Origin of the sequence: Selenomonas sp. AB3002 (assembly GCF_000702545.1) — a bacterium.
Taxonomy (GTDB): Bacteria; Bacillota; Negativicutes; order Selenomonadales; family Selenomonadaceae; genus Selenomonas_B; species Selenomonas_B ruminantium_A.
Window position 1 is genome coordinate 708,477 of sequence record NZ_JNIO01000008.1, and the last position, 25,819, is coordinate 734,295.

Below are 25,819 nucleotides of genomic sequence, written 5' to 3' on the forward strand. Positions count from 1 at the left end.
TTCGCTCATTGCTTCTCCTCCCGGCGCAGCCTGATGGCATTGGCATGGGCATCAAGCCCTTCCGTCTCTGCAAGTCGTATGATGTCTTCGCTGACTGCCTGCAGGGCGGGCTGGGTGTAGGAAATAAGGCTCATGCGCTTCATGAAGGTTTCCACATTCAGCACGGAGTAATAACGGGCCGTGCCTCCCGTAGGCAGCACATGGTTCGGTCCCGCAAAGTAGTCACCCAGCGGCTCCGGAGAATAAGCTCCCAGGAACACCGCCCCTGCATGGCGCACATAAGGCAGCAACTGGAAGGGCTGCTCCGTCAGGAGCTCCATGTGCTCAGGCGCAGAGACATTGGCAAAGCTGACAGCCTGAAGCATATCTTCAGCAATGACAATGAGGCCGTTGCGTTCAAGGGAAGCCCGGGCAATCTCCTGCCTGGGCAGCTGCTGCAGCTGTTTCTCCGCCTCTGCCGCCACCTTCTCAGCCAGTGATTCATCATCAGTGATGACAATGCTGGAGGCCAGGGGGTCATGCTCCGCCTGGCTCAGCATATCTGCCGCCGTATAGCGCGGGTCGGCGCTCTTGTCTGCCACAATGAGGATTTCGCTGGGACCTGCCAGCATATCAATATCCACATGGCCGTAGACTTCCTTCTTGGCCAGGGTAACGAAGATATTGCCAGGGCCCGTGATTTTATCCACACGGGGAATGGTATTTGTACCAAAGGCCATGGCCGCAATGGCCTGGGCGCCGCCAATCTTGTAAATCTTGCTGACTCCTGCCAGCCTGGCAGCCACCAGCACATAGGGATTGATTTCCCCGTTCTTGGGCGGCACCATCATGATTATTTCCCCCACCCCTGCTACGGAGGCGGGAACTGCGTTCATAAGCACAGAGGAAGGATAAGCTGCCGTGCCCCCCGGCACGTAGATGCCCACCCTGTCCAAGGGAATCAGGGACTGGCCCAGGATAGAGCCCTGCTCCCTGTAAGTCATCCAGGAATTCGGCTTCTGCTCCTCATGATAGCGGCGCACATTGGCAGCAGCCTTCTTCAGGGATTCTACCACCTGAGGGTCTGCAGCCTTTTCTGCTGCTGCAAACTCTGCCTCCGTCACCAGGAAATCTTCCGGCGTAAGTTCCACCCTGTCGATAAGCTTGGTATAGCGGATAACCGCCTCATCCCCCTCGCGGCGCACATCGCCAACAATGCGGCGCACCAGCTCGGCAGCGGAAAGGTCCTCTCCAAAGAGCTGCTTATTGCCCTCCCGGATCTTGGGGCTCAGCTCCACCTCATCGAAGGCCTTCTTCTTCAGCATGGCCTCGATGGCGGCCGCTCCCAGTTCTTTTGCCCTGACTATCTTCATTTGCCTGCCTCCCCTGCTGCCATGACTTTCTTCAGTTCCTCCACCAAGGTGTGGATGCGCTGGAATTTCAGCTTGAAGCTCACCCTGTTGGCAATGAGACGGGCTGTAGCGTCCATGATATAGGCGATTTCCTCCAGATCATTTTCCTTCAGAGTGGTTCCCGTCTCCACGATATCCACGATGCTCTCAGACAGCCCCACAATAGGACCCAGCTCGATGGAGCCGTTGAGCTTGATATACTCCATCTGCATGCCGTGGCGGGTGAAGAACATCTCGGCAATATGGGGAAACTTGGTAGCCACGCGGGTCTGGGCGTAGTCCGTCAGCCGCTCCCGCTTTTCCTTGCGGGGCACCGCCATCATCACATGGCATTTGCCAAAGCCAAGGTCAAGGAGCTCATAGACGTCCTTGCCGGATTCCACCAGCACATCCTTGCCAATGACCCCCAAATCCGCTGCTCCGTACTCTACATAGGTGGGCACATCAGCCGTCTTGGTGATGATGAAGCGAATCTTCTTTTCTTCATTAGTGATGACCAGTTTCCTGGATTTATCCGAAAGGCCCTCTGCCGTGTAGCCGATCTTCTCCAGCAGCTCTGCCGACAGGGAAAAGAGTTTTCCCTTGGGCAGGGCAATGGTCAAATAATCCTTGCTCTTTGCCAGCATCAAATTCCTCCCATATATCAATTCAGGGCATCTGCCCGTCTCAGTATCTTCAATTCCTCAGGGTCTTCCTGAGCTTCAGGGGCATGATGGAGCCTTACAAGCTCTGCCTCCCTCTGAAAGCCCAATGCTTTCAGCTTCTCTGCCCCAATTTCTGCATGACAGCGGTAGACATAAAGGGCCAGCCCCGGCCTCTGCCAGAAATGCTCTGCCTGACAACATTCCAGCTGCCGCCTCAAAGCAGACGGCAGGAGCTTCTCTGCCAGCACTCCAAAAACCTTGCCCCAGATATCCATCGTGCCTTTCACCCTGCCCACATCATGCAGCAGGCAGCACCGCAGGAGAAATTCCCTGTCAATCTTAGGCTCTTTCTCTGCCATTGCCAGCGCCGTATGCGCCACATTCAGCACATGACACTGGTCAGCCGGATGCATGGCCAGGAACAAGGGCCGTGCCTTCTCTGGCAGATGGGCTTCCATAAAAGCTATATCCTCTGCCGTCACCTTTGCGCTGATGGCCCGCAGGAACTGCCCCACCCGGCCCAGGTTTTTCTTCTCCCTCATCTTCATCATGCCATCTCTTAAGAAATAAACAGCAAATCCTTATAACCACGCCCTTGCTGCATGGCCTCTGCCTCCTGCTCCGTACCTGGAGAAGCAGACAGCTCTGCCACCTTGCCCTGCTGGCGCAGTTCCAAAGCCTTCTTCACGGCCTGCTCCAGCTTGCTGGGAGCATACCCCACATACACATCCTTGGGAGTTTCCGGCAGGCCGTCCCCCCGGCGTTCCAGAGCCAAAAGCACACGCTCTATACCTAAGGCAAAGCCCGTAGCAGGACAGGGATTGCCGAAATCTGCCAGCAGATTGTCATAGCGGCCGCCACCGCAGAGGGGGAAGCCCAGCTCCGGGGTATAGGCCTCAAAGACCATGCCCGTGTAATAGCTGAAGTCACGGATAATCCCCAGGTCAAACTGCACATAGTCAGCCACCTGATAAGCCTCCAGCAGGTGATAAATCTCTGTCAGGTTATCCAAAGCCCGGCGGCTTCTGGCGTTCAGGGCCATTTCCCGGGCCTGTTCCAGCATTTCCGGCCCGCCGTTCAGCAGGGGCAGGGATTTCAAAGCCTTTTTGGCGCTGTCGCTTAGCTGCAGGTCATCCACCAAAGTCTCCAGCAGCACCAGGTCATGCTTCTCCATGGCCTCCTTCAAGGCCTCGCAGTCTTTTTCTGCCAGCTGGTACTGCTCCATGACCCCGCTGACGAATTCCACCTGCCCCAGGCAGACCTTGAAATCCGTAATCCCTGCCGAGAGCACGCTGCGCACCGCCAGGGCAATGACCTCAGCATCTGCCGCCGCACTGCCGCTGCCCATGAGCTCCACGCCAGCCTGATAGAATTCGCACTGCCTGCCCGTCTGGGACTGCTCATAGCGGAAGACGCTGCTGATATAAGAGCACCGCAGAGGCAGCTCCCGCCCCTGCAGGCGGCTGCCCATCAGACGGGCGATGGGCGTAGTCATTTCATGACGCAGAGCCATGATGCGGTTGTCCTTGCTGAAGAGCTTGTAAAGGTGCGGCTCCAAAGTGCGGCTGCTGCCCTTTGTCAGAGTCTCCAAATACTCTATGGTGGGAGTCACCACCTCATCATAACCCCAGCTGCCGAAGAGCCTGGCCAGCTTCGTCTCAATGATCCGCTTCTCCGTGGCTTCCGTAGGCAAGAAATCCCGGGTGCCATAAGGTATCTCAAGTATCTTCTTCTCCAAATCAAATCCCCCTGTCCCATGACATTAATTTTCTATACTCGCGTTCGGTGAATTTTACCAAAACGGGTTAGTTTGCGGACGCTGTATATACGGATCCGTAAATATTTGTCTGCGCTTCGCTTGTCAAATATTAACGGTCTCCAGTATGATCAATCCTGCCGGGGCTTCAGTCTCTCCAGCACGATATTGTAGCCGTCAGCCCCGTAGTTCAGGCAGCGCTTCACCCGGCTGATGGTAGCCGTACTGGCCCCAGTGCGCTCCACGATATCTTCATAAGTGTGCCCTTCCCGGAGCATGCGGGCCACCTCCAGCCTCTGGGACATGGCCTTCAGCTCGCTGATGGTGCAGATATCCTCAAAGAACTGGTAGCATTCCTCCTGGCTATGCAAAGCCAGCACAGCATCGCAAAGCTGGTCAGTCAGGTCATCCTTCAGCTTGCTGTTGATCATAGAAATTCACCTTTTCTTTCCGTCTTTATTCCTTTAGTATGTGAAATTTTCTCTATTATAGCACAGCTGTATGCAGAATAAAAGCCTTATGTAAAAATTTCGCCCCATAAATATGTTATCTTGTAAAGTTTTGTAAACCAGCTTGATGTTTTCTTTCCACTCACCCATCAATATGCTATACTTTTCTCATAAGAAAGCGAGGACATATTTATGGAAAATAAAAATAAAACCGCCCTGATTGCCATGAGCGGTGGGGTGGACAGTTCGGTCACTGCCTACCTGATGAAAGAGGCCGGCTTTGACTGCATGGGAGCCAATATGAGGCTTTACCACAATGAGGATATCGGGCTTTCCATCTTCAAGACCTGCTGCACCCAGTCGGATATCGACGATGCTGCCAGCGTAGCCCAGAGGCTGGGCATGCCCTTTGAGGTGAAAGACTTCACCTCAGACTTCAAGCGGGAAGTCATCGACAAATTCATCCGCACCTACGAGGAAGGCGGCACTCCCAACCCCTGCATCGACTGCAACCGCTGCTTGAAATTCCGCCGCCTCATGGACTTTGCCAAAGAAAAAGGCATGGAGTATGTGGCCACAGGCCACTATGCCAGGGTGGAGGAAAAAGACGGCCGTTTCCTGTTGCGAAAAGCCAAAGACCTCAGCAAGGACCAGACCTATGTGCTCTATACGCTGACCCAGGAGGAACTTTCACATGTGAAATTCCCCCTGGGAGAAATGGAAAGCAAGGAGGAAACCCGGCAACTGGCCGAAAAGCTGGGGCTGATAAATGCACACAAGCGGGAGAGCCAGGACATCTGCTTCGTGCCTGACGGTGACTATGTGGGCTTCATGGAAAAGTATCAGGGCAAGAAGTATCAGCCCGGTGCTTTCCTTGATTTGCATGGCCAAACCATCGGACAGCACCGTGGGGCCGTCCACTACACTCTGGGCCAGCGCAAGGGCCTGGGACTGGCCTTAGGTGAGCCTGTCTACGTCTGCGCCAAGGATATGGCAAAGAACACCGTCACCGTAGGACCTGAAGCCGCCCTTTTCCACCGGGAACTCATCGCAGGAGATATGAACTGGATCTACCTTACTGAGCTGAAGGAGCCGCTGGAAGTGCTGGCCAAAACCCGCTACAACCAGAAGGAACAGCCTGCCACCATCTATCCCGAAGCAAATGGCAAGATCCGCCTTGCCTTCCGCGACCCCCAGCGGGCTATCACACCGGGACAGGCCGCCGTCCTCTATACGGCTGACGGAGAAGGCTATGTGGTAGGCGGAGGCACCATCGAAAAAGCCCTCAATTAAAATATCATAAATCCTCTTTTAGGGAGCGCTATCTGGCAGGAAAATCCCCTTCCCTTGGCGAAATCTCCTCTCGAGGTGATGACCGTGGAAAGAGATGCAGTAGAACGCGCCCGTGGGTGCATGACAGCAGCCGGAATGTTTTTCCAACCCGGAGCAGAAGATATTTCTCAAGCTATTGAACTAGGTCTCCGCACAGAAGAAGACCCGGAAGAAATCTACAAGATATGTGTGGAGCGTGTGACCGCCGACAAGAGCGTCCTGGCCATGGCCTCCCTTATCATCCTCTTCCTGGTGCGGGACAACCTCCCCATGAAGAAGGCCTGCATGGCCGCCTGGAAGACCGCTGACAAGTTCAAAGACCCCATCATCAAATCCCTGGCAGATGCCCTGATCGCTGCTGATACTCCAAAACGCCGGGGGCAGCTGGTGGCAAATTTCCTGAAATCAAGTGACTTGCGTGATAAACTTGGGCTTTCCATCTATCTGAACGTCATGGAAATGGAAGATACCTTCCATGCCCATATAGCCGAAATCAAAAAGCAGCCGGACATTGAGACCCGCATCATGGCCTCTGCTTTCGCCGGAGCCATTTACGGGCTGAAAGAAGTTTCTGCTGAAAAAAATAATAGTGCTAAATAAATATCCTGAATATATTATCCCCATAAGTCAGATCAGCATCTGGCTTATGGGATTTTTTTACATAAGCAGCTTTATCGAAATGTGTATACATGTATTCTTTTAAAGAATCGTGTCCATAACCAAACAATATCATTGCATTTGCCTGACAGGTGTGCTAGAATCAATCCCGTGATGCATTTAGTAGCAGGTTATATAATCTGCTGACGTACAATTATCACCTATTACCATCTTACGTTAACAAAAATTGTAAACAAGGAGGCAATCCTTATGTTCAAACGTGTCCTTATTGCCAACCGTGGCGAGATTGCCGTACGCATTATACGAGCTTGTCAAGAGCTTGATATTGAAACTGTAGCTATTTACTCTGAAGCTGATGCCAACGCCCTGCACGTGCAGCTGGCTGATCTGGCCTACAATGTTGGCCCTGCTGATGCTGTGGAAAGCTATCTCAATAAAGCCGCCATCCTGCGGGCAGCCCGGGAAACCCAGGCTGATGCCATCCATCCTGGCTATGGCTTCCTCTCCGAAGACGCGGATTTTGCCGAGCAGGTCACGGAAGCGGGCATTACCTGGATTGGTCCTATGCCGGAAACCATCCGCCTGGTTGGTGACAAAGATGTGGCCAGGGCTTCCATTGCTCCTTCCGGGATTCCCATGGCCAAAGGCAGCGACCCTCTCGAGGACAATGAGGAAGCCCTCGCTGCTGCCCGTGAAGTAGGCTACCCAGTCATTCTGAAGCCAGTCTCCGGCGGCGGCGGCAAGGGTATGTGCGTAGCCCAGTCTGAGGAAGACCTGAAGAACATCCTGGAACTGGTTGATATTACCCAGACAAAATACTACTTTGAGCACTATATTGGCCGTTCCCGCCACATCGAAGTGCAGATTGTTGCTGATAACTACGGCGAAGTCCTGCATCTTGGCGAGCGTGAGTGCTCCCTGCAGCGCCGCAACCAGAAACTGTTGGAAGAATCTCCTTCTATCGCCCTCACACAGGATATGCGTGACCGGGTAGGCGCTTTGGCGGTAAAGGCTGCCAAAAGCGTGCATTATTCCAATATTGGCACGGTAGAGTTCCTGCTGGATCTTTCCAATAATGAATTCTACTTCATGGAAATCAATCCCCGCATCCAGGTGGAACACGGCGTCACTGAAGCTGTAACTGGCATTGACCTGGTGCGTACCCAGATTCGCATTGCTGCAGGCGAGCCGCTGGAATTCACCCAGGAGGATATCACTTTTGCTGGTCATGCCATCGAATGCCGCATCAATGCTGAGGACCCGGACAACAACTTCATGCCCTCTCCGGGACAGATCACTTTCCTGCATGAGCCCAGCGGCCCACGGGTGCGTTTTGACAGCGGCGTAACGGCAGGCCTGGCCATAGAGCCCTATTACGATTCCATGATTGCCAAGCTGGTGGTGCATGGCAGGACCCGTGGCGATGCTATCAAGATCATGCAGCGCGCCCTCAATGAATTCCGCATTGAAGGCGTCAAGACCACGGTGGATCTGCACAAGCACATCATGAAAGACATCTGCTTCCGCACTGGCAATATAGACACCCAGTTTATCAAAAAACGTCTGCCAGCTTATGAGAACGCCAATAAAAACCAGGATCAAACCAAGTATTTCGCTTGAAATCATAAACAAAAAGCTGCGAAACAATGGCTATACGCCGTTGCTTCGCAGCTTTTTTACTGTGTTATCTCTTACTGGGCGCCTTGGACTGCCGCCAAAGCCTCCTCACTGTTCATGAGGATTTCCCTTGGCTTGCTGCCCACATTTGGCCCTACGATGCCCAGTTCTTCCATGGCATCTATCAGTCGGGCAGCCCGGGTATAGCCCACCCGGAAGCGGCGCTGCACAGAACTGGTGGAAGCCTGGCCGGTGCTGAGCACCAGGTTCACAGCTTCCTCCAGCAGCTCATCCTGTTGAGGCTCCTTGCTTTTCTTGCCGTTTTCCGCTTCCTCTGCCTCAGCAGCAGCACGTTCCGTGAAGTTCACCAGTTCCTCATTGGTTTCAGCTTCCTGTCCCTGGCTGCGGATGAAGTCCAGCAGATGCTCAACTTCCTCATCGCTGATAAAGGCCCCCTGCACGCGGCGGGGCTTGGAGGAACCAACTGGATAGAAGAGCATGTCCCCCTTGCCTAGGAGCTTTTCCGCCCCGCTTCTGTCCAGGATGGTGCGGGAATCAATCTGGGAGGAAACTGCAAAGGAAATGCGGGAGGGAATGTTGGCCTTGATGATGCCGGTGATGACATCCACAGAAGGACGCTGGGTGGCCAGCACCATGTGGATGCCGGCGGCGCGGGCCTTCTGTGCCAGACGGCAGATGGCGTCCTCCACATCATGTGGGGCTACCATCATCAGGTCTGCCAGCTCATCGATGATGATGACGATAGCCGGCATCTTCTGCTCCGGGAAATGCTCGTTGAAGCCGGCCATATTGCGGACCCCATGGTCAGCAAAGCTGGAGTAGCGCTTCTCCATTTCCTGCACGGCCCAATTCAATACCGAAGCTGCCTTTTTGGCATCAATGACAACCGGCACCATAAGATGGGGAATGCCGTTGTAGCCGGACAGCTCTACCATCTTGGGGTCAATCAGTATGAACTTCACCTCATCAGGCTTGGCCTTGAAGAGAATGCTGGTAATCAGGGTATTGATGCAGACGGACTTGCCTGAGCCGGTGGCACCTGCCACCAGCAGATGGGGCATCTTGCCCAAATCAGCAAAGATGGCCTGCCCCCCGATGTCCATGCCCAGGCCCACGGTAAGCCGTGACTTGGCGCTGCTGAACTTCTCGCTCTCCAGCACTTCCCTGAGCTGCACGCCTTCCAGTTCCTTATTGGGCACCTCGATGCCGATGGCCGCCTTGCCGGGGATGGGCTCGATGCGCACGGAGAAAGCCGCCAGGCTCAGGGCAATGTCATCAGCCAGATTGGTAATCTTGCTGACCTTCACCCCCGGGGCAGGCTCCAGCTCATAGCGGGTGACGGCAGGACCATGGCAGGCATTGAGTATCTTTGCCTTCACATGGAAGTTTTCCAAAGTCTGCTGCAGGGTGCGGGCATTTTCCGCAATTTCCATCTCCAGGGCCGCGTTCTTCTGCTTCACATGCTTAGAAAGTATCTGGGACACCTGGGGAATCTCATAGGGCTTCCTGGGCTTTTCGTCAGGCTTGGCCTCGCTGCCAGCTTCCGCCCTGGCCATAGCTGTGATAGCTTCTGCAGAAGCAGCCTCTGCCTCCGCCACAGCGCTCCTGGCAGTCATAGCTCCCAAAGCAGCTGCTTCTGCTTCACGCTCTGTTACAGGCTCCTGAGGCAATCCCCAGGGTTCGCCGGCATTTTCTTCTCCCCCACGCCCCCCATAGTCGATGGTAAAGGCGGGAACAGGTTCCTGCACTGGTGCCTCTGGTTCCTGAGTGTAAACATATTCTTCTGCTGCAGACGCAGCCTCTTCAGGCTCACCTGACGGCACATGTTCGCTATCCGTTTCCAAAGCCTCGGAGAAACGGTCATCTCTTTCCTGATTGTAGAAAGAATTCTTCACGGTGGTTTTCACAGCTTCTACTACCCGCTCTTCTACCCGGCCGCCTACTTCCGCCACCTTGCTGGAGGTAGCGGCCAGGGCAGTGCCTGCGGCACTGGCCCCCTTCACGGCTTTTTCTTTGGTCTTGTTGACACCAGTGGCCAGTGACCAGGTGGTGGATAGAAGCACAGAACCTATGAGGCATGCTGCCAGCAGGATAATGGCGCCATCCACTCCGAAGAAATTCCGCAGGACAAGCAGCAGCCCGCCTCCCAGGAGGCCGCCCCCCTCCGGCAGGCTGGCAGGAAGGATTTCCTCTCCCGGCGGTATGACGAAATGATGCCAGATAGCCAGGACTGAAACATAAAGCAGCCCCAGGCCGAAAAAGCGCAGGGAATAGCGCAGGCCGCAGTGCTTAGTAATGTACTGATATCCCATGAGGAGAATGAGCACACAGACAAAAATTGCCCCCACGCCAAAGAAATAATGCAGGAATTTGGCAAAGTACAGGCCCACAAAACCCACATTCAGGTCAAAAAGCCCTCCCAAAGAGATAAATCCGGCTGCTACACAGGCTAGTCCCAGAAGTTCATAAGGGCGGCCAGGATTGCCTGAGACAACAGCGCTCTTTTCTGCTTTTGCATTGCTCTTGCGGCCCTTGCGGGTACCAGTTGTCTTCTTAGCCAATCCATCACCTCATTTCTGTATTCTTTAAGAATGATTTCAAAAGAAATCCGCCCTCAAAACTGCCAAGGGCGGATAAAGGTAGTTCACTCGTCAGTCATTCACTTAGTCAGCCTGTCAGCGCAGCGCTGGGCTTCGAAGAGGATGCGCTCTTCATCCAGGGTCTTGAGCTCATGGTTCTCCATAAGCACCCTGCCAGCCACCAGCACCGTATCCACAGAAGAGGAACGGGCAGAATACACCAGCAGGGACACCAGATTGTGGCGCGGGCACCACATGGTATTCTTCATGTCATAGAGGACAATATCTGCCAGGGCCCCTGCTGCCAGTTTGCCTGCATCCTTGAGGCCTACGGCCTGGGCGCCGTACTCCGTGCCCATCTTAACTGCCTCCGCAGCCGTCACGGCCAGGGGGTCAAGGGTATCTGCCTTGTGCAGGAGGGCAGCGAGCTGCACCTCCTCCAGCATATCCAGATTGTTGTTGGAGGAAGCGCCGTCCGTGCCCAGAGCCACGCATACCCCCTCCTTCAGCAGGCGGGGCACAGGTGCCACGCCGCTGGCCAGCTTCATGTTGCTGCCGGGATTGTGTGCCACGCGAATGTCATGCTTCTTGATGATGGCGATATCTTCATCGTCAAGATGCACGCAATGAGCCGCCAGGGTGCCATGCTCAAAGATACCAGTGGCTTCCACATGGGCAAAGGGTCGCTTGCCGTATTCTTTCAGGCAGTTTTCCACCTCGCCCTGAGTCTCGGACATGTGGATGTGGATTTCAGCCTTGCACTCTCCTGCTGCCTGGCTGACCTTCTTCAGGTAATCCGGCGGACAGGTATAAAGGGCATGGGGGGCAAACATCACTGTTACCCTGCCGTCCCCTGCGCCATGGAAATCCTTGTAGAGAGCGATATTTTCTGCCAGCTTCTCCTCGCTGTCGGGAGCTACGCCAATCAGGCCGCGTGAAAGCACGCCGCGAAGACCCGAATCGATGGTGACCTCGGCTACCTTGTCCATATAGGGACCGTACATATCTGCAAAAGCAGTGGTGCCGGTGCGGATCATCTCTGCCGCTGCCAGCATGGCTCCCCAGTAGATATCATCATCATTCATCCTGGCTTCTGTGGGCCAGATCTTATTATTCAGCCAGTCCATGAGCACCATGTCATCTGCATAGCAGCGCAGCAGGGTCATGGAAGCATGGGTGTGGGCATTCACCAGGCCGGGAGCAGCCAGATGGTCCTTGCCATCTATGACTTTATCTGCCTGATAGCCCTCAGGCACCTCGCCCACGGCTTCAATGCGGTCACCCTCGATCATGATGTTGGTGACAGGAGTGGTGCCGTCAGGCAGAAGGGCATTTACATTTTTGATCAAAGTTTTCAAGGAAAATCCTCCCCTTACGCCATGCTAAGATATGCCTGCTGCTCCGGGGTCAGCTTGTCAATGCTCACTCCCAGGGACTTCAGCTTGATTTCTGCAATGCGCTGGTTGATGGAATCCGGCATGAGGTGCACGCCCTTCTCCAGTTCCTTGCCATGCTCCAAAAGGTGCAGGGCAGAGAAGAACTGCACACCGAAGGAAAGGTCCATGATTTCTGCCGGGTGGCCGTCACCTGCCGCCAGGTTCACCAGGCGGCCCTCAGCCAGCAGGTAGAGCTTCCTGCCGTCTTCCTGCAGGAACTCCTCGATGTTGTTCCTCACCTTGCGGCGGGATTTGGACATGGCTTCCAGCTCTGGAATATTGATTTCCACGTCAAAGTGGCCGGAGTTGGCCATCATGGCCCCATCCTTCATGACCTTGAAGTGACGGTCACGAATCACGTCCTTGTCACCGGTGAGGGTCAGGAAGATGTCTCCTTCCCTGGCAGCCTCATCCATGGTCATGACCCGGAAGCCGTCAAAGACAGCTTCGATGGCCTTGATGGGGTCAACTTCCGTGATGATGACATTGGCGCCCAGGCCCCGGGCGCGCATGGCCCCGCCCTTGCCGCACCAGCCATAGCCGGCAATGACTACGGTCTTGCCTGCAATCACCAGGTTGGTGGTGCGCATGATGCCGTCCCAGGTGGACTGGCCCGTGCCGTAGCGGTTATCAAAGAGATACTTGCAGTATGCGTCATTGGCGGCGATCATGGGGAACTCCAGCTTGCCCTGGTCAGCCAGTGCCCGCAGGCGATGCACGCCTGTGGTGGTTTCCTCGGAGCCGCCGATAATGCCCGTCAAGAGCTCGCGGCGCTTGGTGTGGAGCATGTGCACCAGGTCACCGCCGTCATCGATGACGATATCCGGCTTGATGTCCAGCGCCCTGTCGATGAATGTATTGTATTCCTCATCGGTGCAGCCATGCCAGGCAAAGACATGGACGCCATCCTCCACCAGCGCTGCTGCCACATCATCCTGGGTAGAAAGGGGATTGCTGCCGGTAAGGGCAACCTCAGCACCTGCATGATGGAAAATCTCAGCCATATAAGCAGTCTTGGCCTCAAGGTGCAGGGTGATGACCATCTTCTTGCCGGCAAAGGGCTTGGACTTGGAGAACTCCTCATCCACTGCCGCCATCACCGGCATGAAGTTCTTGACCCATTCAATTTTGTCATGGCCCGACGGAGCCAGCGTAATATCTCTTATCATTGATTCCATGCTATTGCCCTCCTTCTAAAAGCTATGTTCTATTCTAACACAAAAGCCCCTGCCGTGTCACGGCAGGGAGCTGTCATTATCATCAGTTTCTTCTGTTTCACCAGCTTCTTCATCTTCCATCAGACCCTCAAGCTCTCCCAGCAGCTCCAGCTGCTCATCGTCCATGCCCACAGCCGCTTCCCTGTCACTGGGCAGCTTGGGCAGGTCCTCCAGGGAATTGAGGCCGAAGGTCCTGAGAAAGGTATCAGTGGTGCCGTAGAGGATAGGACGCCCCAGCACCTGCTTGCGGCCCACTTCGGAAATCAGCTCCAGTTCCAGGAGCTTGGCCAGAGCACGCTCGATGCGCACCCCGCGGATATGCTCTATTTCCTGCTTGGTGATGGGCTGCTTGAAGGCGATGATGGAAAGGGTTTCCATGGTGGGGGCGGAAATCTTCCTGTCCACCACCTGGGAAAGCCGCTCCACTACAGGGTAAAGGTCCGGGCGGGTGGCCAGCTGAAGACCGCCTGCCACCCGCCTGATGGTCAGTCCCCTCTCCCCCTCTTCCAGTTCACGCTGAAGCCTGGTCATAAGGTTCTGGGTGGTCAGGAGGTCTGTCTGGAGCACCCCTGCCAGGTCTTCCATGCTCATGGGGTCACCGGCAGCAAACAGCACTGCCTCCAGTGTGGCAGTAGTGGGCTTTCCTTCACTCATTTCCTTCCTCCTCTCCCAGCACGCAAATGTAGATATCGGCAAAGAGACGCTGCTGCTTCACCACCACCGCCTTGAGCTTGATCAGCTCCAAAAGGGCCAAAAACGTGACGATAAGCTCGCCGCGGCTCCCCGTGGGAAAAGCTTCCGCAAAGAGCAGCCGCCCTCCGCTGCGGGAAAGCAGGGCCAGCAGGTCCTGCATCTTGTCCTGGATGTTGTAGCTTTCCGGCTCTACCAGGGCCTTGGGGATTGCCAGTTCCTCCTTTACATCCAGCACCGTCTGGAAAGCTTCCAATAGCTGCGACAGCTTGAGGTTTTCCGGGGGCAGATGGTGGACTGGCAAGGGCAGCGGTTCACGGGACACGTACTTTTCATAGGTGCCCGCCATATCCCCCAGCACAGTGCTCACCTGCTTGAACTTCCTGTACTCCAGGATGCGCCGCACCAGTTCCAGCCTGGGATCCTCCTCTTCCTCATCCTGAGGTGCAGGAGCCTTGGGCAGCATCATGCGGGACTTGATCTGCAACAAGGTAGCCGCCATAACCAGGAAAGAGCTGGCCACCTCCATGTCAAATTCCTTCATCTGCTGCAGATAGGCCAGATACTGCTCAGTCAGCTGGGCGATGGGGATATCGTAGATATCTATCTTGTCCTTCTCAATCAAGTGCATCAGCAGGTCCATGGGCCCCTCGAAGGCCTCCAGATGCACAGTATAGCCCTTGGGCTTTGTCTCTTCCATGCTCAGAAGAAGGGGCTGAGCACAGCTATGAAGATATCCCAGATAATGCGCTGCGCCGGTACAAAGATAATGTGCAGGATGGGGGTCCAAATGAGGACAATGAGAATCAGGAAGCTGTATCGCTCCAGCTGGACGAACTTATAAGCCAGGTCAGAGGGCAGCAGATACTTAAGGATATGGGAACCGTCCAAAGGCGGCAGCGGTATCATATTGAAGATGGCAAAATTGATATTATAGATGACTATGAGCTGGAAAACCATGCTCACCCCTGTAGACTGGCCGTAGCCAAGCTTGATGAGCAGAAGCCACACCACCAGGGCCGCAAAGGCAGTCAGCAGATTGGCACCAGGGCCTGCCAGAGAAACCAGGATATCCCCCTTTTTGGGGTCCTTGAAATTCCTGGGATTGATCATGACGGGCTTGGCCCAGCCAAAGCGCACCAGGAAGAGCATCAGGAGACCAATGGGGTCGATATGTGCCCTGGGGTTCAGGGTCAGGCGCCCCATCATCTTGGGAGTGAAATCCCCCATGGCTACCGCCACCCTTGCATGGGCGTACTCATGTATCACCAGGGCGATAATCAGTCCTGGCAAGCCAGCGACAATAGACTGCCAGCTAAAATCAAACATAGAAAACCTCCTAGCTTCAAGCCTGTCTGGCAGCTGCCATCAGAATGGAAACCACAGACTTGGCATCAATAATCCTGCCATCATTAACCATTGCCACTGCTTCCTGAAGGGGCACCTTCACCACATTGATGAATTCATCATCATCTGTGTGCTGCTTGCCGGAATGAAGGCCGGTGGCGATGTAGAGGTGGATGTACTCATTGGAGAACCCCACCGTGGTGGCAATGGTGGTGAGCTTCTCAATCTTATCGGCAGTATAGCCCGTCTCCTCGGAAAGCTCACGCTCGGCGCAGACCAGCGGATCTTCATCCGGAGCGTCCAGCTTGCCTGCAGGCACTTCCAAAGTGATCTTGCCCACGGGATAGCGGTACTGCTTCACCAGGATAACAGAGCCATCCTCCAGCATGGGAATCACTGAGGAAGCACCGGGGTGCTTGATCCACTCCCGGGTAGCTGTCTTGCCATTGGGCAGCTTCACCGTATCCCTGCGCACATGCAGGAGATTACCGTCAAATATGTTCTCTGATGATATGCCTGTTTCAATCAATGCTTCGTCCATTTTTCTTCCTCCTGTTGTTTCAAGCTGTATGAGCCAGCTGCTGCTTTTTCATCCGGGCGTGGTTCACCATTTCCCTGGCATTGTCCAGAGAAGCTGTGGTAAGGTCTGCCCCGGAAGCCATGCGGGCAATTTCCCTGACCCGCTCATGCTCCGACAGGGGGCGCACCTGAGTAACTGTGGACTGCCCCACGGAACTCTTGGCAATGTAAAGGTGCTGGTCTGCCATGCAGGCAATCTGGGGCAGATGAGTGATGCAGAGCACCTGCTTGAAATTTGCCACCAGAGCAATGCGCTCTGCCACCATCTGGGCCGTACGCCCGCCGATGCCCGTGTCAATCTCATCGAAGACCATGCTGCCAATAGCCTGGTCACGGGACGCCGCCACAGCCTTGATGGCCAGGGCGATGCGGGACAGCTCGCCACCGGAAGCCACCTTCTGCAAGGGCTTTTCCGTCTCCCCGGGATTGGCGGAAAAGAACATAGAAACTGTATCCGCCCCGGAAGAGGTGAATTTGCCAGCATCTCCTATCTCAATGCGGAAGATAGCTTTGGGCATGCCCAGGGAAAGCAGCTGCTCCCCTATAGCCCTGGAAAGTTCGCCGGCAGATTTCTGGCGCAACTTGGTAAGTGCAGCCGCCTTCTGCTCCATTTCCTCATGGAGTTTTGCCAGCTGTTCTTTCAGGGCCGCCATATCGTCATCGTAGTTTTCGATTTCGGCCAGTTCCTGCTGAACCTTTTGCTGGTGGGAAAGCACCTCAGCTACGGTAGCGCCGTACTTTCGGCAAAGTTTGTCTATATGGTCCATGCGGGACTGCAGCTTGTCAAGCCTTGCAGGGCTGTAGTCCAGGGACTCGCCGTAATCCCTCAGCTCGTAAGCGGCTTCCTGCAGGGAGATTTCCGCTTCCTCCACAATGCCCTGCGCATTGGCCAGGCTGTCATCATAGCGGCTGATGTCGGCCAGATGCTTTTTCACCATGGAAATAGCCGTAAGTATGCCCAGTCCCGATTTGCCGCCTCCCTCAAAGAGGTCATAAGCCTCCTCGGCATGGGTGGCGATTTTCTCGGCATGGGAGAGCTTGCGGATCTCTGCTTCCAGCTCCTCGTCCTCCCCCTCTTTCAGCTGGGCTTCGCTGATTTCCTTATCCTGCCACCGCAGCATATCCAGACGCTGGGCATTCTCCCGTGCAGCCTGTTCCTTTTCCCTGCACTTCTGCTGGCAGCTGTGCCATTCATTGTAAATCCCGCGGTAATCACTGAGAGACTCCTGCACCTCCGGCAGGAAAGCGTCCACCAGGCTGAACTGGCTGGCTTCATTCAAGAGGGCCAGATTCTCGTTCTGTCCGTGTATATCCACCAGGAGAGTCCCCAGCTGCTTCAGCACGGTCAGGGTCACATGGCAGCCATTTACCAGCACCATGCCACGTCCTCCGCGGGTCAGCTGGCGGGTGACGATGACCTGCCCCTCACCGGCATCTATGGCCTGACTATCCAAAAAGGCCTTCAGTTCTGCGGGAACTTCCTCAAAGGAAAACACCGCCTCAATCCGCAGCCAGTCACATCCTGTGCGTATCATATCCCCTGAAAGCCTCTGGCCCAGGATTCCTCCCAGTGCATCTATGAGAATGGACTTGCCTGCGCCTGTCTCACCGGTGAGGATATTAAGGCCGCCGCCAAATTCCACCTGCACGTGTTCCAGCAAAGCGAAGTTCCAAACTGTCAAAGTCTTCAGCATGCCCTGCATATCTCCTTTTGCATCTCTTGCCTATTTTTCTGCAGCTCTTAGAAATACTGGCTCAGTCGTTTCACCACCTGAGGCACGGCATCCTTGGGCTTGATGACCACCAGGATGTTGTCATCACCGGCAATGGTGCCAATGACCTCAGGCCACTGGGACTGGTCAAGTCCTGCCGCCACAATGCTGGCACTGCCGGGCAGGGTCTTGACCACAATCAGGTTTTCGCTGGAGTCAACCCCCGTCACATTATCCCTGAAAAGCCTGGCCATGCGGTCCTTGGTGAAGACCACATTTTCCTGGGGCGGAGCTGCATAGCGATAGCGGCCGCTTTCCGTGGGCACCTTGATGAGCATCATTTCCTTGATGTCCCTGGACACCGTGGCCTGAGTAACCTGTATATTCCTGTTGCGCAGGGCTTCGGCCAGTTCCTCCTGGGTTTCCACTGCCTGCGCTTCGATAATGTCTTTGATTATTGCGTGACGCTTGCTCTTCATATCGAATCACCTCTTGCTGGTTCAGCTTTCCTTCCAGAGCTTGGTTCTGAGGATCTGGTAATAATCCTTGTCTTGGAACTTCACTATACTGGCCTGAACCTTTGACTTGCGTACCATGACCTCATCCCCGGGCAGCAGGCGGAAGCTTTCCTGCCCGTCAAAGGTCACCAGTATATCCTGATGCACTGCCGCAATCTTGATATGCACCACATCATCCTCGCCTATGACCAGAGGCCGCATATTGAAGGTATGCGCACAGATGGGCGTCAGCAGCAGGGCTGGTATGCTGGGACTCATGATAGGTCCTCCTGCTGACAGTGAGTAAGCTGTGGAGCCCGTAGGTGAGGAAACAATGATACCGTCGGCCTTGTAGTCTATCAGGTGCACCCTGTTGATGGCCAGCCCCAGGTGCAGCATGCGGGCTACTCCCCCCTTGGTTATCACCACGTCATTGATGGCATGGCCCAAAAAGCGGCTTTCTCCCTCGCTCTCCACATAACCTGCCAGCAGGAGTCTGTGCTCAATGCGGTAATCACGTTCCAGGATGCGCTGAAGCATAACCTCCAGCTCTCCCAGCTCAATGTCTGCCATAAATCCCAGGGTGCCAAGATTGATGCCACAGACAGGCACCTGGTGGCTGCCATAGCGCCTGCATACCCCCAGCAAGGTGCCGTCTCCCCCCAGGCTCAGAGCTATATCTGCCCTCTGCTTTTCTATCTCTGCTACCCCGTACTCCTCCAGGCCAAAAAACCTCGATTCGTCCAAGGGGAGCATCAGCTCCGCCTCTCTTTCCCTGTAAAAGGAAATGATTTTTTTCAGTACCTCACCGGCAGCGGGCTTATCCACATTTGGAAAGACGGCTATTCTCATCAATGGCTCCAATCCCTCCCCTTCAGGGTTCCTGTTACTTGTCCAGGGCAGCGTGAGCCTCCCTTACGACTTCCTCTGCCAGGTTTTCTTCTATCTCCTGGCCCCCAGCTGCTCCCTTGAACAGCCAGACCAGATACTCGATATTTCCCTCGGGCCCCTTGACGGGGGAGAAAGTAAGCCCCCGGACGGCAAAACCCAGTTCCTTGCTGAAGGTCACAATCCTTTCCACGACTTCAAGATGTATGGCAGGATCGCGTACCACGCCTTTCTTGCCCACCTTATCCTTGCCAGCTTCAAACTGCGGCTTGATAAGGGCGGCTATCTCCCCACCGTCTTTAAGCAGCTCATAGGCCACGGGCAACACCTTGGTCAGGGAGATGAAGGCCACATCGATGGAGGCAAAGTCCAGAGGACCTTCCAGCATTTCCAGGGTCACATTGCGGATGTTGGTGCGCTCCATGTTCACCACCCGCTCATCCGTCCTGAGCTTCCAGGCCAGCTGTCCGTAGCCCACGTCAATGGCGTAGACCTTCACAGCGCCGTTCTGCAGCATGCAGTCCGTGAAACCTCCGGTAGAAGCGCCGATATCAGCAGCCACCTTTCCCGTCAGGGAAAGGCCGAAAGTCTCCATGGCCTTGGCCAGCTTGAGTCCTCCGCGGCTTACGTAAGGAATGTCATTTCCCAAAAGCCTTATTTCAGCTTCGCGCTTCACGGTAGTACCGGCTTTGTCCACCTTCTGGCCATCCACCAGCACTTCTCCCGCCATGATCATGCGCTTGGCTCGTTCCCGGCTGCCCGCCAGGCCTTTTTCCACCAGCAGTATATCTAATCTTTCCTTTGGCATTTTCTTTTCCTTGCTCACTTTGAAATAGTCTGTATTCTTGCCAGAACCTTTTCAGCCACAGCTTCTGGCGTCAATCCCACCAGCTCCAGGAGTTCCTTGCGGCTGCCCTGCTCCACAAAAGCGTCAGGCAGGCCGAAACGCATAAGACCTGCGGCAAGATCCTTGTCCAGCAGGAATTCGGCCACAGCAGAGCCAAAGCCCCCGGCCAGCACATTTTCTTCCAGAGTTACCAGCAGCTGCTTGCTTTGCCCCAGCTGCAACAAGAGCTCCTCATCAAGAGGCTTGACGAACCGCATATTCACCAGTGCGGCCTTTACCCCCTGTTTTGACAGCAGGTCTGCAGCCTTAGCCGCCACCTCGTTCATGGTTCCCACCGCCAGGAAGGCAATCTCACCCTCCTCAGAGATAACCTCAGCCCTGCCCAGGGGCACATCTGAAAATTCCTGCTGGATTTCCACGCCCAGACCTGCCCCGCGAGGGTAACGTACTGCCGTGGGCGTATCCATGGCAACGGCCTTGCCCAGCATCTGCCTGAGCTCGTTTTCATCCTTGGGAACAAAGACAGTCATATTGGGCATCTGCCGCAGATAGGCAAGGTCAAAGACTCCGTGATGAGTAGGACCATCCTCCCCTACCAGCCCAGCCCTGTCCAGGCAGAGGGTCACAGGCAGATTTTGCAGGCACACATCATGCAGCAGCTGGTCATAGGCACGCTGGGCAAAGGTGGAATAGAGAGCCACCACTGGATGCTTGCCATCAGCTGCCAATCCTGCCGCCATAGTCACAGCATGTTCCTCGGCTATGCCCACATCCAGGAACCTGCGGGGATATTCATCCTTGAAGGCGCTGAGACCTGTGCCGGAAGGCATAGCTGCTGTGATGGCTACCAGTTCCGGCCTTTTCTCTGCCAGTTCCAGCAGAGCTTTGCTGAATACCGATGTATAAGAAGGTGCTCCCCCGGATTTTTTCGCCGTTTCTCCCGTGGCCAGGTCAAATTTTCCCACCCCGTGGAACTTGCCGGGATTGTCTTCAGCAGGAGCGTACCCCTTTCCCTTCATGGTATGCACATGAATCAGCAGGAGACCATTCATCTCCCGCACCTTGTTGAACACATCCTGAAGCAGGCTGATGTTATGTCCATCCAGAGGCCCCAGATAACTGAAGCCCATTTCCTCAAAGAGGGCTCCTGGCACCAGCACGGAGCGTATGCCATCCTTGATCTGGTTGGCAGTTTTCAGCACTTTGCTGCCAATGCGGGGAATGCTTGACAAAAGCTCCTCCACATCGTGCTTGGCCTGCTTGTACTGGGGGGCCAGACGTATGCGGGAAAGGTACTCGCTCATGGCCCCCACGTTCTTGTCAATGGACATTTCATTGTCATTCAAGATGACGATAAGGTCCCGCCCCAACTGTCCTGCGTGATTCAGGGCCTCGAAGGCCTCCCCCCCCGTGAGGGCGCCATCCCCGATCACCGCAATCACCTTATTGCGGCGGCCGCTCAAATCACGTGAGATGGCCATGCCCAGGGCAGCGGAAATCGAAGTGCTGGCGTGACCCACGCCAAAGGCATCATAAGGAGATTCAAACCTGTTGGGAAAGCCTGTAATGCCCCCCTTTTGCCGCAGGGTGGAAAATCTGTCCTTCCTGCCAGTGAGGATCTTATGTGTATAGGCCTGGTGTCCCACATCCCAAATGAGCTTGTCCTGAGGGAATTTGAAGACGCTGTAAAGAGCCAGGGTCAGTTCCACCGTTCCCAGGCTGGGGGCCAGGTGCCCGCCATTTTTAGCTACGGTTTCCGTAATGAGCTGGCGGATTTCCTGAGCCAGATTTTCCAGCTCAAAGAGAGAGTATTTCTTTAAATCCTCCGGCTGACCTAGCTTATCAAGCAGTGGATACATAAAAGCACTTCCTGTCATTTATTTCTTTTCAGCAGGTATTCTACAAGTTCCCGCAGGAAACCTGCCTTCTCACCCAGGGGTGCCAGGGCCGCCACAGCACCCTCCACCGTTTCTTGAGCCAGCTTTCTGGCCTCATCCAGTGAGGTCAGGGTCACATAAGTTGATTTGTCGTTGCGCTCATCACTGCCCACGGGCTTGCCGATGACTGCTTCATCCCCGGTCACATCCAGTATATCATCCGTGATCTGGAAAGCCAGGCCGAACTTGTCTGCATAAGTGGTGAGGGCGGCAAGCTCCTCCTCCGAGGCCCCAGCCAGCATGGCACCGCTGCGGATAGCGGCGTGGAAGAGTGCTCCCGTCTTGCCCATGTGAAGGCGTTTGAGGGTGTCCATATCTATCTTTTGGCCCTCAGCTTCCAGATCCATGGCCTGGCCTCCCACCATGCCGCTCTGGCCGGCAGCCAGGGCAAACTCCTTCAGCACTGCCAGCTTGACGGAAGGCTCAGCTTCCTGCCGCAGGACAACCTCAAAGGCCAGGGTCAGCAGGGCATCCCCTGCCAGAATGGCCATGCCGTCTCCATAAACCTTGTGATTGGTCAGCTTGCCCCGGCGATAGTCATCGTTATCCATGGCAGGCAGATCATCGTGAATCAGGGAATATGTATGTATCATTTCCATGGCACAGCCTGCCGTAAGATAATCCGTGCCTTTGCCGCCTACGGCATCAGCAGCTGCCATAAGCAGCATGGGGCGCATCCTCTTGCCGCCTGCCATGAGGCTGTACTCCATGGCAGCTCCTAATTTGGCATCCAGGGAAGGATTGGCCTTCAATTCCTTTTCCAGCTGTGCTTCAACTAACTGCAGACGTTCCTGCCAGATTTCCTTCAGCATTTTATTTCTCCTCTATGACCAGTTCTTCTTCTGCTATTTCTCCCTGATTTTCCTGCACCATAAGGTCCATGGCCTTCTCGGCCCGATCCAGGGCTTTCAGGCAGGACTGGGATAGGGTAACTCCTTCGGAATAGGCTGCCATCAGATCCTTGAGGCTCATATCGCCCTTTTCCATAGCCTCTACAATCTCTTCCAACCGGGAGAGGGATTCCTCAAAGGGCAATTCTTTTTTTCTCGGCATAACTATCATCCTTCCTGCCCAGTGAGGGATTCAATCCTGGCACTGAGTGAACCATCCTTCAAAGTAACCTTGATCAGGCTGCCTGCAGCAGCTTCCCTGACGCTTGAAAGGACCTTGCCCTCCTGCTCCACTATGCCGTAGCCGCGCCTGAGCACCTGCACGGGACTAAGCATTTCAAGCTTCTCCATAGCCACTTCCAGGCCATGCTGCTTCTCCGTCATAGCCGTCCTGGTTCCCTGCTGCAGTTTCAATACAGCCATGTCCAGTCTTTGGCGCCTGGAGGCCAATAGTTTCTGCGGTTCCTTCAGGGCAGGACGCTGCATGAGATGCAGAAGCCGTTTCCTGCAGTCTGCCAGCTCGCTTTCGGCCCCACGAGTGAGCCTGGCTGAAAGCATCAGCAGATATCTCTGCAATTCCTCCCTGTCCGGCACGGCCAGTTCTGCCGCCTGTGAGGGGGTAGCGGCCCGTTGGTCGCTGACAAAATCTATCAGGGTGAAATCAGTCTCATGGCCCACCGCAGAAATCACGGGAATCCGGGAGGCGAAGACAGCCCTGACTACGATTTCCTCATTGAAAGCCTGCAAGTCCTCCATGGAGCCGCCGCCACGTCCTACAATCAGGGTGTCCACAGGGTAGCTGCGGTTGAAGAACTCTATAGCCTGGACAATCTGCTCAGCTGCCCCCTCCCCCTGCACCTGCACAGGGTAAAGCACTAGCTGCACCATGGGCCAGCGACGGGACGATACATGGTATATATCCCTGAGCACAGCCCCTGCCAATGAGGTCACCACACCAATCTTCCTGGGGAATCTGGGCAGAGGCTTTTTATGTGCTTCTGCAAAAAGCCCTTCAGCTGAAAGCTTCTCCTTGAGCTGCTCAAAAGCCAGTGCCAAATCTCCAGTACCCTCAGGCACAAGGGATTCAGTATAAAGCTGATAGACCCCGTCACGCTCATAGACGGCCATGCTTCCTCCTGCAATGACCTGCAGGCCGTTGACAGGCAGGAAGCGCAGATGTTGGGCATAGCTCCTGAACATGACGCATTTCAAAGCCGACAGCTTGTCCTTCAGGGTGAAGTAGCAATGACCGGAAGGATATTGCTTGAAATTGGAAATCTCTCCCCTTACCAGCATGTGCTGCAGGGGCAGCTCCCCAGCGATAAGGTTCTTGATATACCTGTTTATCTCACTGACGCTGTGTACTGCCATCACTATCCCCCTTAAAGAACTTGCAGCGCAAAAGAGAGGCCAGGCTGCAATCTGCGGTCTGGCCTCCCGGAGTCTAAACTCAATCCGCCTGCTTTTTCACCAGGGCATTCAGGATACCATTGATGTAGCGTCCCGATTCATCTGTGCCGAACTTCTTGGCCAGCTCAACTGCCTCATTGATAGCAATGCCGGGAGCCAGCTTTTCCTCTGCGAAGCACATCTCGAATACGGCCAGGCGCGCCAGATTGCGGTCTACTGCCGCCATGCGGCCCAGCTTCCAGCCTTTGGCATGGGCACTGAGCATTTCATCAATGGCCCCCAGCTGGCTTCTGGTACCAGCCACTACCATCTCGATATACTGGCGGTCCTTCTTTGTCAGGGTCTCCCCCTCTGCCTCGCCCAAGGCTGTATCAATGGCCAGGGTTTCATAAGCTGCTTTCTGCTCTTCCACATCAGGACTATTGAAATCTAACTGGAAAAGCGCTTGCAAAGCAACTTCCCTTGCTTGTCTACGACTCATATCTTCTTTCGTTACCTTTCTTTCCTAAAACTGTAATCCGTATAATCTTTGCCCCTGAAGCGCTGGTATCTCACGGGCAGGAAGCGGGCCAGAGTCTCCTTCAGGTCCAGCCAGGCATCTGCCTTGCTGTCGTATTCATTGCCCAGCCACAGACCTGCCAGTGCCATGAAAATCACGAACAATGTCTGCCAAAAGCCAAAAATCAGCATGGCCACGGCCAGCATTGCTCCCACCAAAAGCCCCAGGCTGGCGCCACGATGATTATCCCACAGGCTCAGGAGCTCCTCAAGTATCTTTGCTTTCATCCGCCTCACCAGCCTTAAACCACACGGTGCTTCCTGTCAGGGGCAGCATTGGTGATGTCCGTGATCAGCACTTCCACTGGCACCTGGCTGTAACCCAGGATCTTTTCCAGCCGAGCACTTACCAGACCTGAAGCTGCAGCAGACACCTCTGCCACATTGGTTTCCTGACCAATGATCAAAGCCAGGGAAACAGACAGAGGCTCCCCTTCCCCCTTCCGGGCAGAGCGGACTTTCACCTTGGCATCACGAACTCCCCGAACATCACGCACCAGCTTGTCCACCAGACCGCGCACGGCATCCAGGGCTACGCCTACCTCCCCCATAGAGCTTTCCACCATTACCAGTTCCCCTTGGGAAACCGTCTTGGGAGCCTGGCGGCTGAAGGAAAGCAACATCAAATGCAGGCTGAGGAAAAAGGCAGCTGCCGAAACCGCGATGGTTTCAGTCCGCCCCAGGGCAAAGCGAAGTTCATTGAGCCAGTAATGTTCAGGCACAATTTGCAGGCACATTGCCAGCACTGCCAAAGAGAGCATGACCAGAAAAAGCGCGAAAACAAATAAGAAAAAGCGATTGATTATCCCCATCTATCAGGCCTCTCTTCAGTTTGTCAAAACCTTAATCGGTTATCTTACCCGCACTTCTTCAGGCTTGTTCTCATCTTCCGGGAAACCTACTCCCTGGACGTGAATGTTCACTTCCACCACGGAAAGGCCCGTCATGGTCTCAATGGCCTGTTTCACATTCTCCTGGGCAGCCAGAGCTACATCGGGTATACGCACACCATATTTCACGATAATGTAGAGGTCAACGGCAGCTTCCTTCTCGCCCACCTCAACCTTCACGCCCTTGGCAAAATTCCTGCGGCCCAGCATCTCGGCAATGCCGCCAGCGATGCCGCCGCTCATGCCGGCAATGCCCTCCACCTCAGTGGCAGCCAGGCCGGCAATGATGCTGACTACTTCATCAGCAATGCGAATGGAGCCCAGAGAATTATCTTTCCGCACAATTTCCTTTTCGTTTGCCATGTTGAAAACCTCCTTGAGCCTTTAGAGTGGCTTCGTATGTTTAATGCATAAAAATACTTACTTTACTATCTATTCTATACAGCTGATAAAATTTCCTTCTATGGCATGAAACTAGTTGCAGGAGCACCAGAAAAAACGTGTTGTTACATAA

The 25,819-nt window shown here is 54.8% G+C and carries 27 protein-coding genes; 3 read left to right on the top strand and 24 right to left on the bottom strand.

Annotation, left to right across the window (positions count from 1 at the left end; genetic code table 11):
* Nucleotides 1–5 precede the first annotated feature (5 nt).
* The 5 genes from hisD to P159_RS0111170 form a co-directional block, all read right to left on the bottom strand.
* Entirely contained in the window at nt 6–1,352 is a 1,347-nt protein-coding gene (hisD, locus tag P159_RS0111150; RefSeq protein WP_029544075.1) for a histidinol dehydrogenase, read from the bottom strand.
* Nucleotides 1,349–2,017, bottom strand: a complete 669-nt coding sequence (hisG, locus tag P159_RS0111155) for an ATP phosphoribosyltransferase (RefSeq protein ID WP_029544077.1) — start codon at nt 2,015–2,017, stop codon at nt 1,349–1,351. Before hisG ends, hisD begins: the two co-directional genes overlap by 4 nt.
* Nucleotides 2,018–2,034: 17 nt before the next feature.
* The gene (locus tag P159_RS0111160) at nt 2,035–2,586 is read right to left on the bottom strand and encodes an HD domain-containing protein (protein ID WP_318253569.1); all 552 of its coding nucleotides are present in this window, start codon (nt 2,584–2,586) and stop codon (nt 2,035–2,037) included.
* A gap of 8 nt (nt 2,587–2,594) precedes the next feature.
* Nucleotides 2,595–3,773 (bottom strand): ATP phosphoribosyltransferase regulatory subunit, encoded by a 1,179-nt coding sequence (gene hisZ, locus P159_RS0111165; protein WP_029544080.1) that lies wholly within the window; start codon nt 3,771–3,773, stop codon nt 2,595–2,597.
* A 149-nt stretch (nt 3,774–3,922) separates the two neighbouring features.
* Nucleotides 3,923–4,222, bottom strand: a complete 300-nt coding sequence (locus tag P159_RS0111170) for a YerC/YecD family TrpR-related protein (RefSeq protein WP_029544082.1) — start codon at nt 4,220–4,222, stop codon at nt 3,923–3,925.
* 210 nt (nt 4,223–4,432) lie between these two features.
* On the opposite strand from P159_RS0111170, the gene mnmA reads away from it, so the two are divergent.
* The 3 genes from mnmA (at nt 4,433) to P159_RS0111185 (ending at nt 7,810) form a co-directional block, all read left to right on the top strand.
* Nucleotides 4,433–5,533 (top strand): tRNA 2-thiouridine(34) synthase MnmA, encoded by a 1,101-nt coding sequence (gene mnmA, locus P159_RS0111175; RefSeq protein ID WP_029544084.1) that lies wholly within the window; start codon nt 4,433–4,435, stop codon nt 5,531–5,533.
* A gap of 84 nt (nt 5,534–5,617) precedes the next feature.
* Nucleotides 5,618–6,172, top strand: coding sequence for a hypothetical protein (locus P159_RS0111180; protein ID WP_185753711.1), 555 nt, complete (start codon nt 5,618–5,620; stop codon nt 6,170–6,172).
* A gap of 267 nt (nt 6,173–6,439) precedes the next feature.
* Nucleotides 6,440–7,810 carry an acetyl-CoA carboxylase biotin carboxylase subunit gene (locus tag P159_RS0111185; protein WP_029544088.1) on the top strand — a complete coding sequence of 457 codons (1,371 nt, stop codon included), beginning with the start codon at nt 6,440–6,442 and terminating at the stop codon, nt 7,808–7,810.
* A gap of 71 nt (nt 7,811–7,881) precedes the next feature.
* Here the strand turns inward: P159_RS0111185 and P159_RS0111190 are convergent, their stop codons facing one another.
* The 19 genes from P159_RS0111190 to P159_RS0111280 all read right to left on the bottom strand — a co-directional run bounded on the left by P159_RS0111190 (nt 7,882) and on the right by P159_RS0111280 (nt 25,668).
* Nucleotides 7,882–10,389 carry a DNA translocase FtsK gene (locus P159_RS0111190; protein ID WP_029544090.1) on the bottom strand — a complete coding sequence of 836 codons (2,508 nt, stop codon included), beginning with the start codon at nt 10,387–10,389 and terminating at the stop codon, nt 7,882–7,884.
* Nucleotides 10,390–10,487: 98 nt separating this feature from the next.
* Nucleotides 10,488–11,765: an amidohydrolase gene (locus tag P159_RS0111195; protein ID WP_029544091.1), complete on the bottom strand. Its 1,278-nt coding sequence runs from the start codon at nt 11,763–11,765 to the stop codon at nt 10,488–10,490.
* A gap of 14 nt (nt 11,766–11,779) precedes the next feature.
* On the bottom strand, nt 11,780–13,021 hold the full coding sequence (locus P159_RS0111200) for an adenosylhomocysteinase (protein ID WP_029544093.1): 1,242 nt from the start codon (nt 13,019–13,021) through the stop codon (nt 11,780–11,782).
* A gap of 57 nt (nt 13,022–13,078) precedes the next feature.
* Entirely contained in the window at nt 13,079–13,714 is a 636-nt protein-coding gene (gene scpB, locus P159_RS0111205) for an SMC-Scp complex subunit ScpB (protein WP_029544095.1), read from the bottom strand.
* The gene (locus P159_RS0111210; RefSeq protein ID WP_029544096.1) at nt 13,707–14,450 is read right to left on the bottom strand and encodes a segregation/condensation protein A; all 744 of its coding nucleotides are present in this window, start codon (nt 14,448–14,450) and stop codon (nt 13,707–13,709) included. Before P159_RS0111210 ends, scpB begins: the two co-directional genes overlap by 8 nt.
* Nucleotides 14,451–14,452: 2 nt before the next feature.
* Nucleotides 14,453–15,079 carry a site-2 protease family protein gene (locus P159_RS0111215; protein WP_029544098.1) on the bottom strand — a complete coding sequence of 209 codons (627 nt, stop codon included), beginning with the start codon at nt 15,077–15,079 and terminating at the stop codon, nt 14,453–14,455.
* A 16-nt stretch (nt 15,080–15,095) separates the two neighbouring features.
* On the bottom strand, nt 15,096–15,638 hold the full coding sequence (locus tag P159_RS0111220) for an NUDIX hydrolase (RefSeq protein ID WP_029544100.1): 543 nt from the start codon (nt 15,636–15,638) through the stop codon (nt 15,096–15,098).
* A 19-nt stretch (nt 15,639–15,657) separates the two neighbouring features.
* Nucleotides 15,658–17,370, bottom strand: a complete 1,713-nt coding sequence (gene recN, locus P159_RS0111225) for a DNA repair protein RecN (protein ID WP_029544102.1) — start codon at nt 17,368–17,370, stop codon at nt 15,658–15,660.
* Between the two features lie 47 nt (nt 17,371–17,417).
* Nucleotides 17,418–17,867: an arginine repressor gene (gene argR, locus P159_RS0111230; RefSeq protein WP_029544104.1), complete on the bottom strand. Its 450-nt coding sequence runs from the start codon at nt 17,865–17,867 to the stop codon at nt 17,418–17,420.
* 21 nt (nt 17,868–17,888) lie between these two features.
* Complete coding sequence (locus tag P159_RS0111235) at nt 17,889–18,740, bottom strand: NAD(+)/NADH kinase (RefSeq protein WP_029544105.1); 852 nt, start codon at nt 18,738–18,740, stop codon at nt 17,889–17,891.
* A 31-nt stretch (nt 18,741–18,771) separates the two neighbouring features.
* Nucleotides 18,772–19,581 carry a TlyA family RNA methyltransferase gene (locus tag P159_RS0111240; RefSeq protein WP_029544107.1) on the bottom strand — a complete coding sequence of 270 codons (810 nt, stop codon included), beginning with the start codon at nt 19,579–19,581 and terminating at the stop codon, nt 18,772–18,774.
* Nucleotides 19,582–19,595: 14 nt separating this feature from the next.
* The gene (gene dxs / locus P159_RS0111245) at nt 19,596–21,479 is read right to left on the bottom strand and encodes a 1-deoxy-D-xylulose-5-phosphate synthase (protein ID WP_029544108.1); all 1,884 of its coding nucleotides are present in this window, start codon (nt 21,477–21,479) and stop codon (nt 19,596–19,598) included.
* 14 nt (nt 21,480–21,493) lie between these two features.
* Nucleotides 21,494–22,369, bottom strand: coding sequence for a polyprenyl synthetase family protein (locus tag P159_RS0111250; RefSeq protein ID WP_029544110.1), 876 nt, complete (start codon nt 22,367–22,369; stop codon nt 21,494–21,496).
* Between the two features lies 1 nt (nt 22,370).
* A complete protein-coding gene (xseB, locus tag P159_RS0111255) occupies nt 22,371–22,610 on the bottom strand; it encodes an exodeoxyribonuclease VII small subunit (protein ID WP_029544111.1) in 240 nt (79 codons plus the stop codon).
* A gap of 5 nt (nt 22,611–22,615) precedes the next feature.
* Nucleotides 22,616–23,818 carry an exodeoxyribonuclease VII large subunit gene (gene xseA, locus P159_RS0111260; RefSeq protein ID WP_029544113.1) on the bottom strand — a complete coding sequence of 401 codons (1,203 nt, stop codon included), beginning with the start codon at nt 23,816–23,818 and terminating at the stop codon, nt 22,616–22,618.
* Nucleotides 23,819–23,897: 79 nt separating this feature from the next.
* The gene (gene nusB / locus P159_RS0111265) at nt 23,898–24,338 is read right to left on the bottom strand and encodes a transcription antitermination factor NusB (RefSeq protein WP_029544115.1); all 441 of its coding nucleotides are present in this window, start codon (nt 24,336–24,338) and stop codon (nt 23,898–23,900) included.
* Nucleotides 24,339–24,349: 11 nt separating this feature from the next.
* Entirely contained in the window at nt 24,350–24,643 is a 294-nt protein-coding gene (locus P159_RS0111270) for a DUF2273 domain-containing protein (protein WP_051650318.1), read from the bottom strand.
* Nucleotides 24,644–24,657: 14 nt separating this feature from the next.
* Entirely contained in the window at nt 24,658–25,227 is a 570-nt protein-coding gene (gene amaP, locus P159_RS0111275; RefSeq protein ID WP_029544118.1) for an alkaline shock response membrane anchor protein AmaP, read from the bottom strand.
* Nucleotides 25,228–25,266: 39 nt separating this feature from the next.
* A complete protein-coding gene (locus P159_RS0111280) occupies nt 25,267–25,668 on the bottom strand; it encodes an Asp23/Gls24 family envelope stress response protein (protein WP_029544120.1) in 402 nt (133 codons plus the stop codon).
* Between the last annotated feature and the right edge of the window lie 151 nt (nt 25,669–25,819).

Bases quoted from the DNA above. Each gene is read 5' to 3' on its own strand.
- P159_RS0111210 (WP_029544096.1), bottom strand. From the start codon at position 14,450: ATGGAAGAGACAAAGCCCAAGGGCTATACTGTGCATCTGGAGGCCTTC.
- mnmA (WP_029544084.1), top strand. From the start codon at position 4,433: ATGGAAAATAAAAATAAAACCGCCCTGATTGCCATGAGCGGTGGGGTG.
- P159_RS0111185 (WP_029544088.1), top strand. From the start codon at position 6,440: ATGTTCAAACGTGTCCTTATTGCCAACCGTGGCGAGATTGCCGTACGC.
- P159_RS0111280 (WP_029544120.1), bottom strand. From the start codon at position 25,668: ATGGCAAACGAAAAGGAAATTGTGCGGAAAGATAATTCTCTGGGCTCC.
- P159_RS0111220 (WP_029544100.1), bottom strand. From the start codon at position 15,638: ATGGACGAAGCATTGATTGAAACAGGCATATCATCAGAGAACATATTT.
- P159_RS0111270 (WP_051650318.1), bottom strand. From the start codon at position 24,643: ATGAAAGCAAAGATACTTGAGGAGCTCCTGAGCCTGTGGGATAATCAT.
- hisD (WP_029544075.1), bottom strand. From the start codon at position 1,352: ATGAAGATAGTCAGGGCAAAAGAACTGGGAGCGGCCGCCATCGAGGCC.
- P159_RS0111240 (WP_029544107.1), bottom strand. From the start codon at position 19,581: ATGCCAAAGGAAAGATTAGATATACTGCTGGTGGAAAAAGGCCTGGCG.
- recN (WP_029544102.1), bottom strand. From the start codon at position 17,370: ATGCTGAAGACTTTGACAGTTTGGAACTTCGCTTTGCTGGAACACGTG.
- amaP (WP_029544118.1), bottom strand. From the start codon at position 25,227: ATGGGGATAATCAATCGCTTTTTCTTATTTGTTTTCGCGCTTTTTCTG.
- xseB (WP_029544111.1), bottom strand. From the start codon at position 22,610: ATGCCGAGAAAAAAAGAATTGCCCTTTGAGGAATCCCTCTCCCGGTTG.
- P159_RS0111200 (WP_029544093.1), bottom strand. From the start codon at position 13,021: ATGGAATCAATGATAAGAGATATTACGCTGGCTCCGTCGGGCCATGAC.
- scpB (WP_029544095.1), bottom strand. From the start codon at position 13,714: ATGAGTGAAGGAAAGCCCACTACTGCCACACTGGAGGCAGTGCTGTTT.
- P159_RS0111250 (WP_029544110.1), bottom strand. From the start codon at position 22,369: ATGCTGAAGGAAATCTGGCAGGAACGTCTGCAGTTAGTTGAAGCACAG.
- hisG (WP_029544077.1), bottom strand. From the start codon at position 2,017: ATGCTGGCAAAGAGCAAGGATTATTTGACCATTGCCCTGCCCAAGGGA.
- P159_RS0111160 (WP_318253569.1), bottom strand. From the start codon at position 2,586: ATGATGAAGATGAGGGAGAAGAAAAACCTGGGCCGGGTGGGGCAGTTC.
- P159_RS0111215 (WP_029544098.1), bottom strand. From the start codon at position 15,079: ATGTTTGATTTTAGCTGGCAGTCTATTGTCGCTGGCTTGCCAGGACTG.
- dxs (WP_029544108.1), bottom strand. From the start codon at position 21,479: ATGTATCCACTGCTTGATAAGCTAGGTCAGCCGGAGGATTTAAAGAAA.
- argR (WP_029544104.1), bottom strand. From the start codon at position 17,867: ATGAAGAGCAAGCGTCACGCAATAATCAAAGACATTATCGAAGCGCAG.
- xseA (WP_029544113.1), bottom strand. From the start codon at position 23,818: ATGGCAGTACACAGCGTCAGTGAGATAAACAGGTATATCAAGAACCTT.
- P159_RS0111170 (WP_029544082.1), bottom strand. From the start codon at position 4,222: ATGATCAACAGCAAGCTGAAGGATGACCTGACTGACCAGCTTTGCGAT.
- nusB (WP_029544115.1), bottom strand. From the start codon at position 24,338: ATGAGTCGTAGACAAGCAAGGGAAGTTGCTTTGCAAGCGCTTTTCCAG.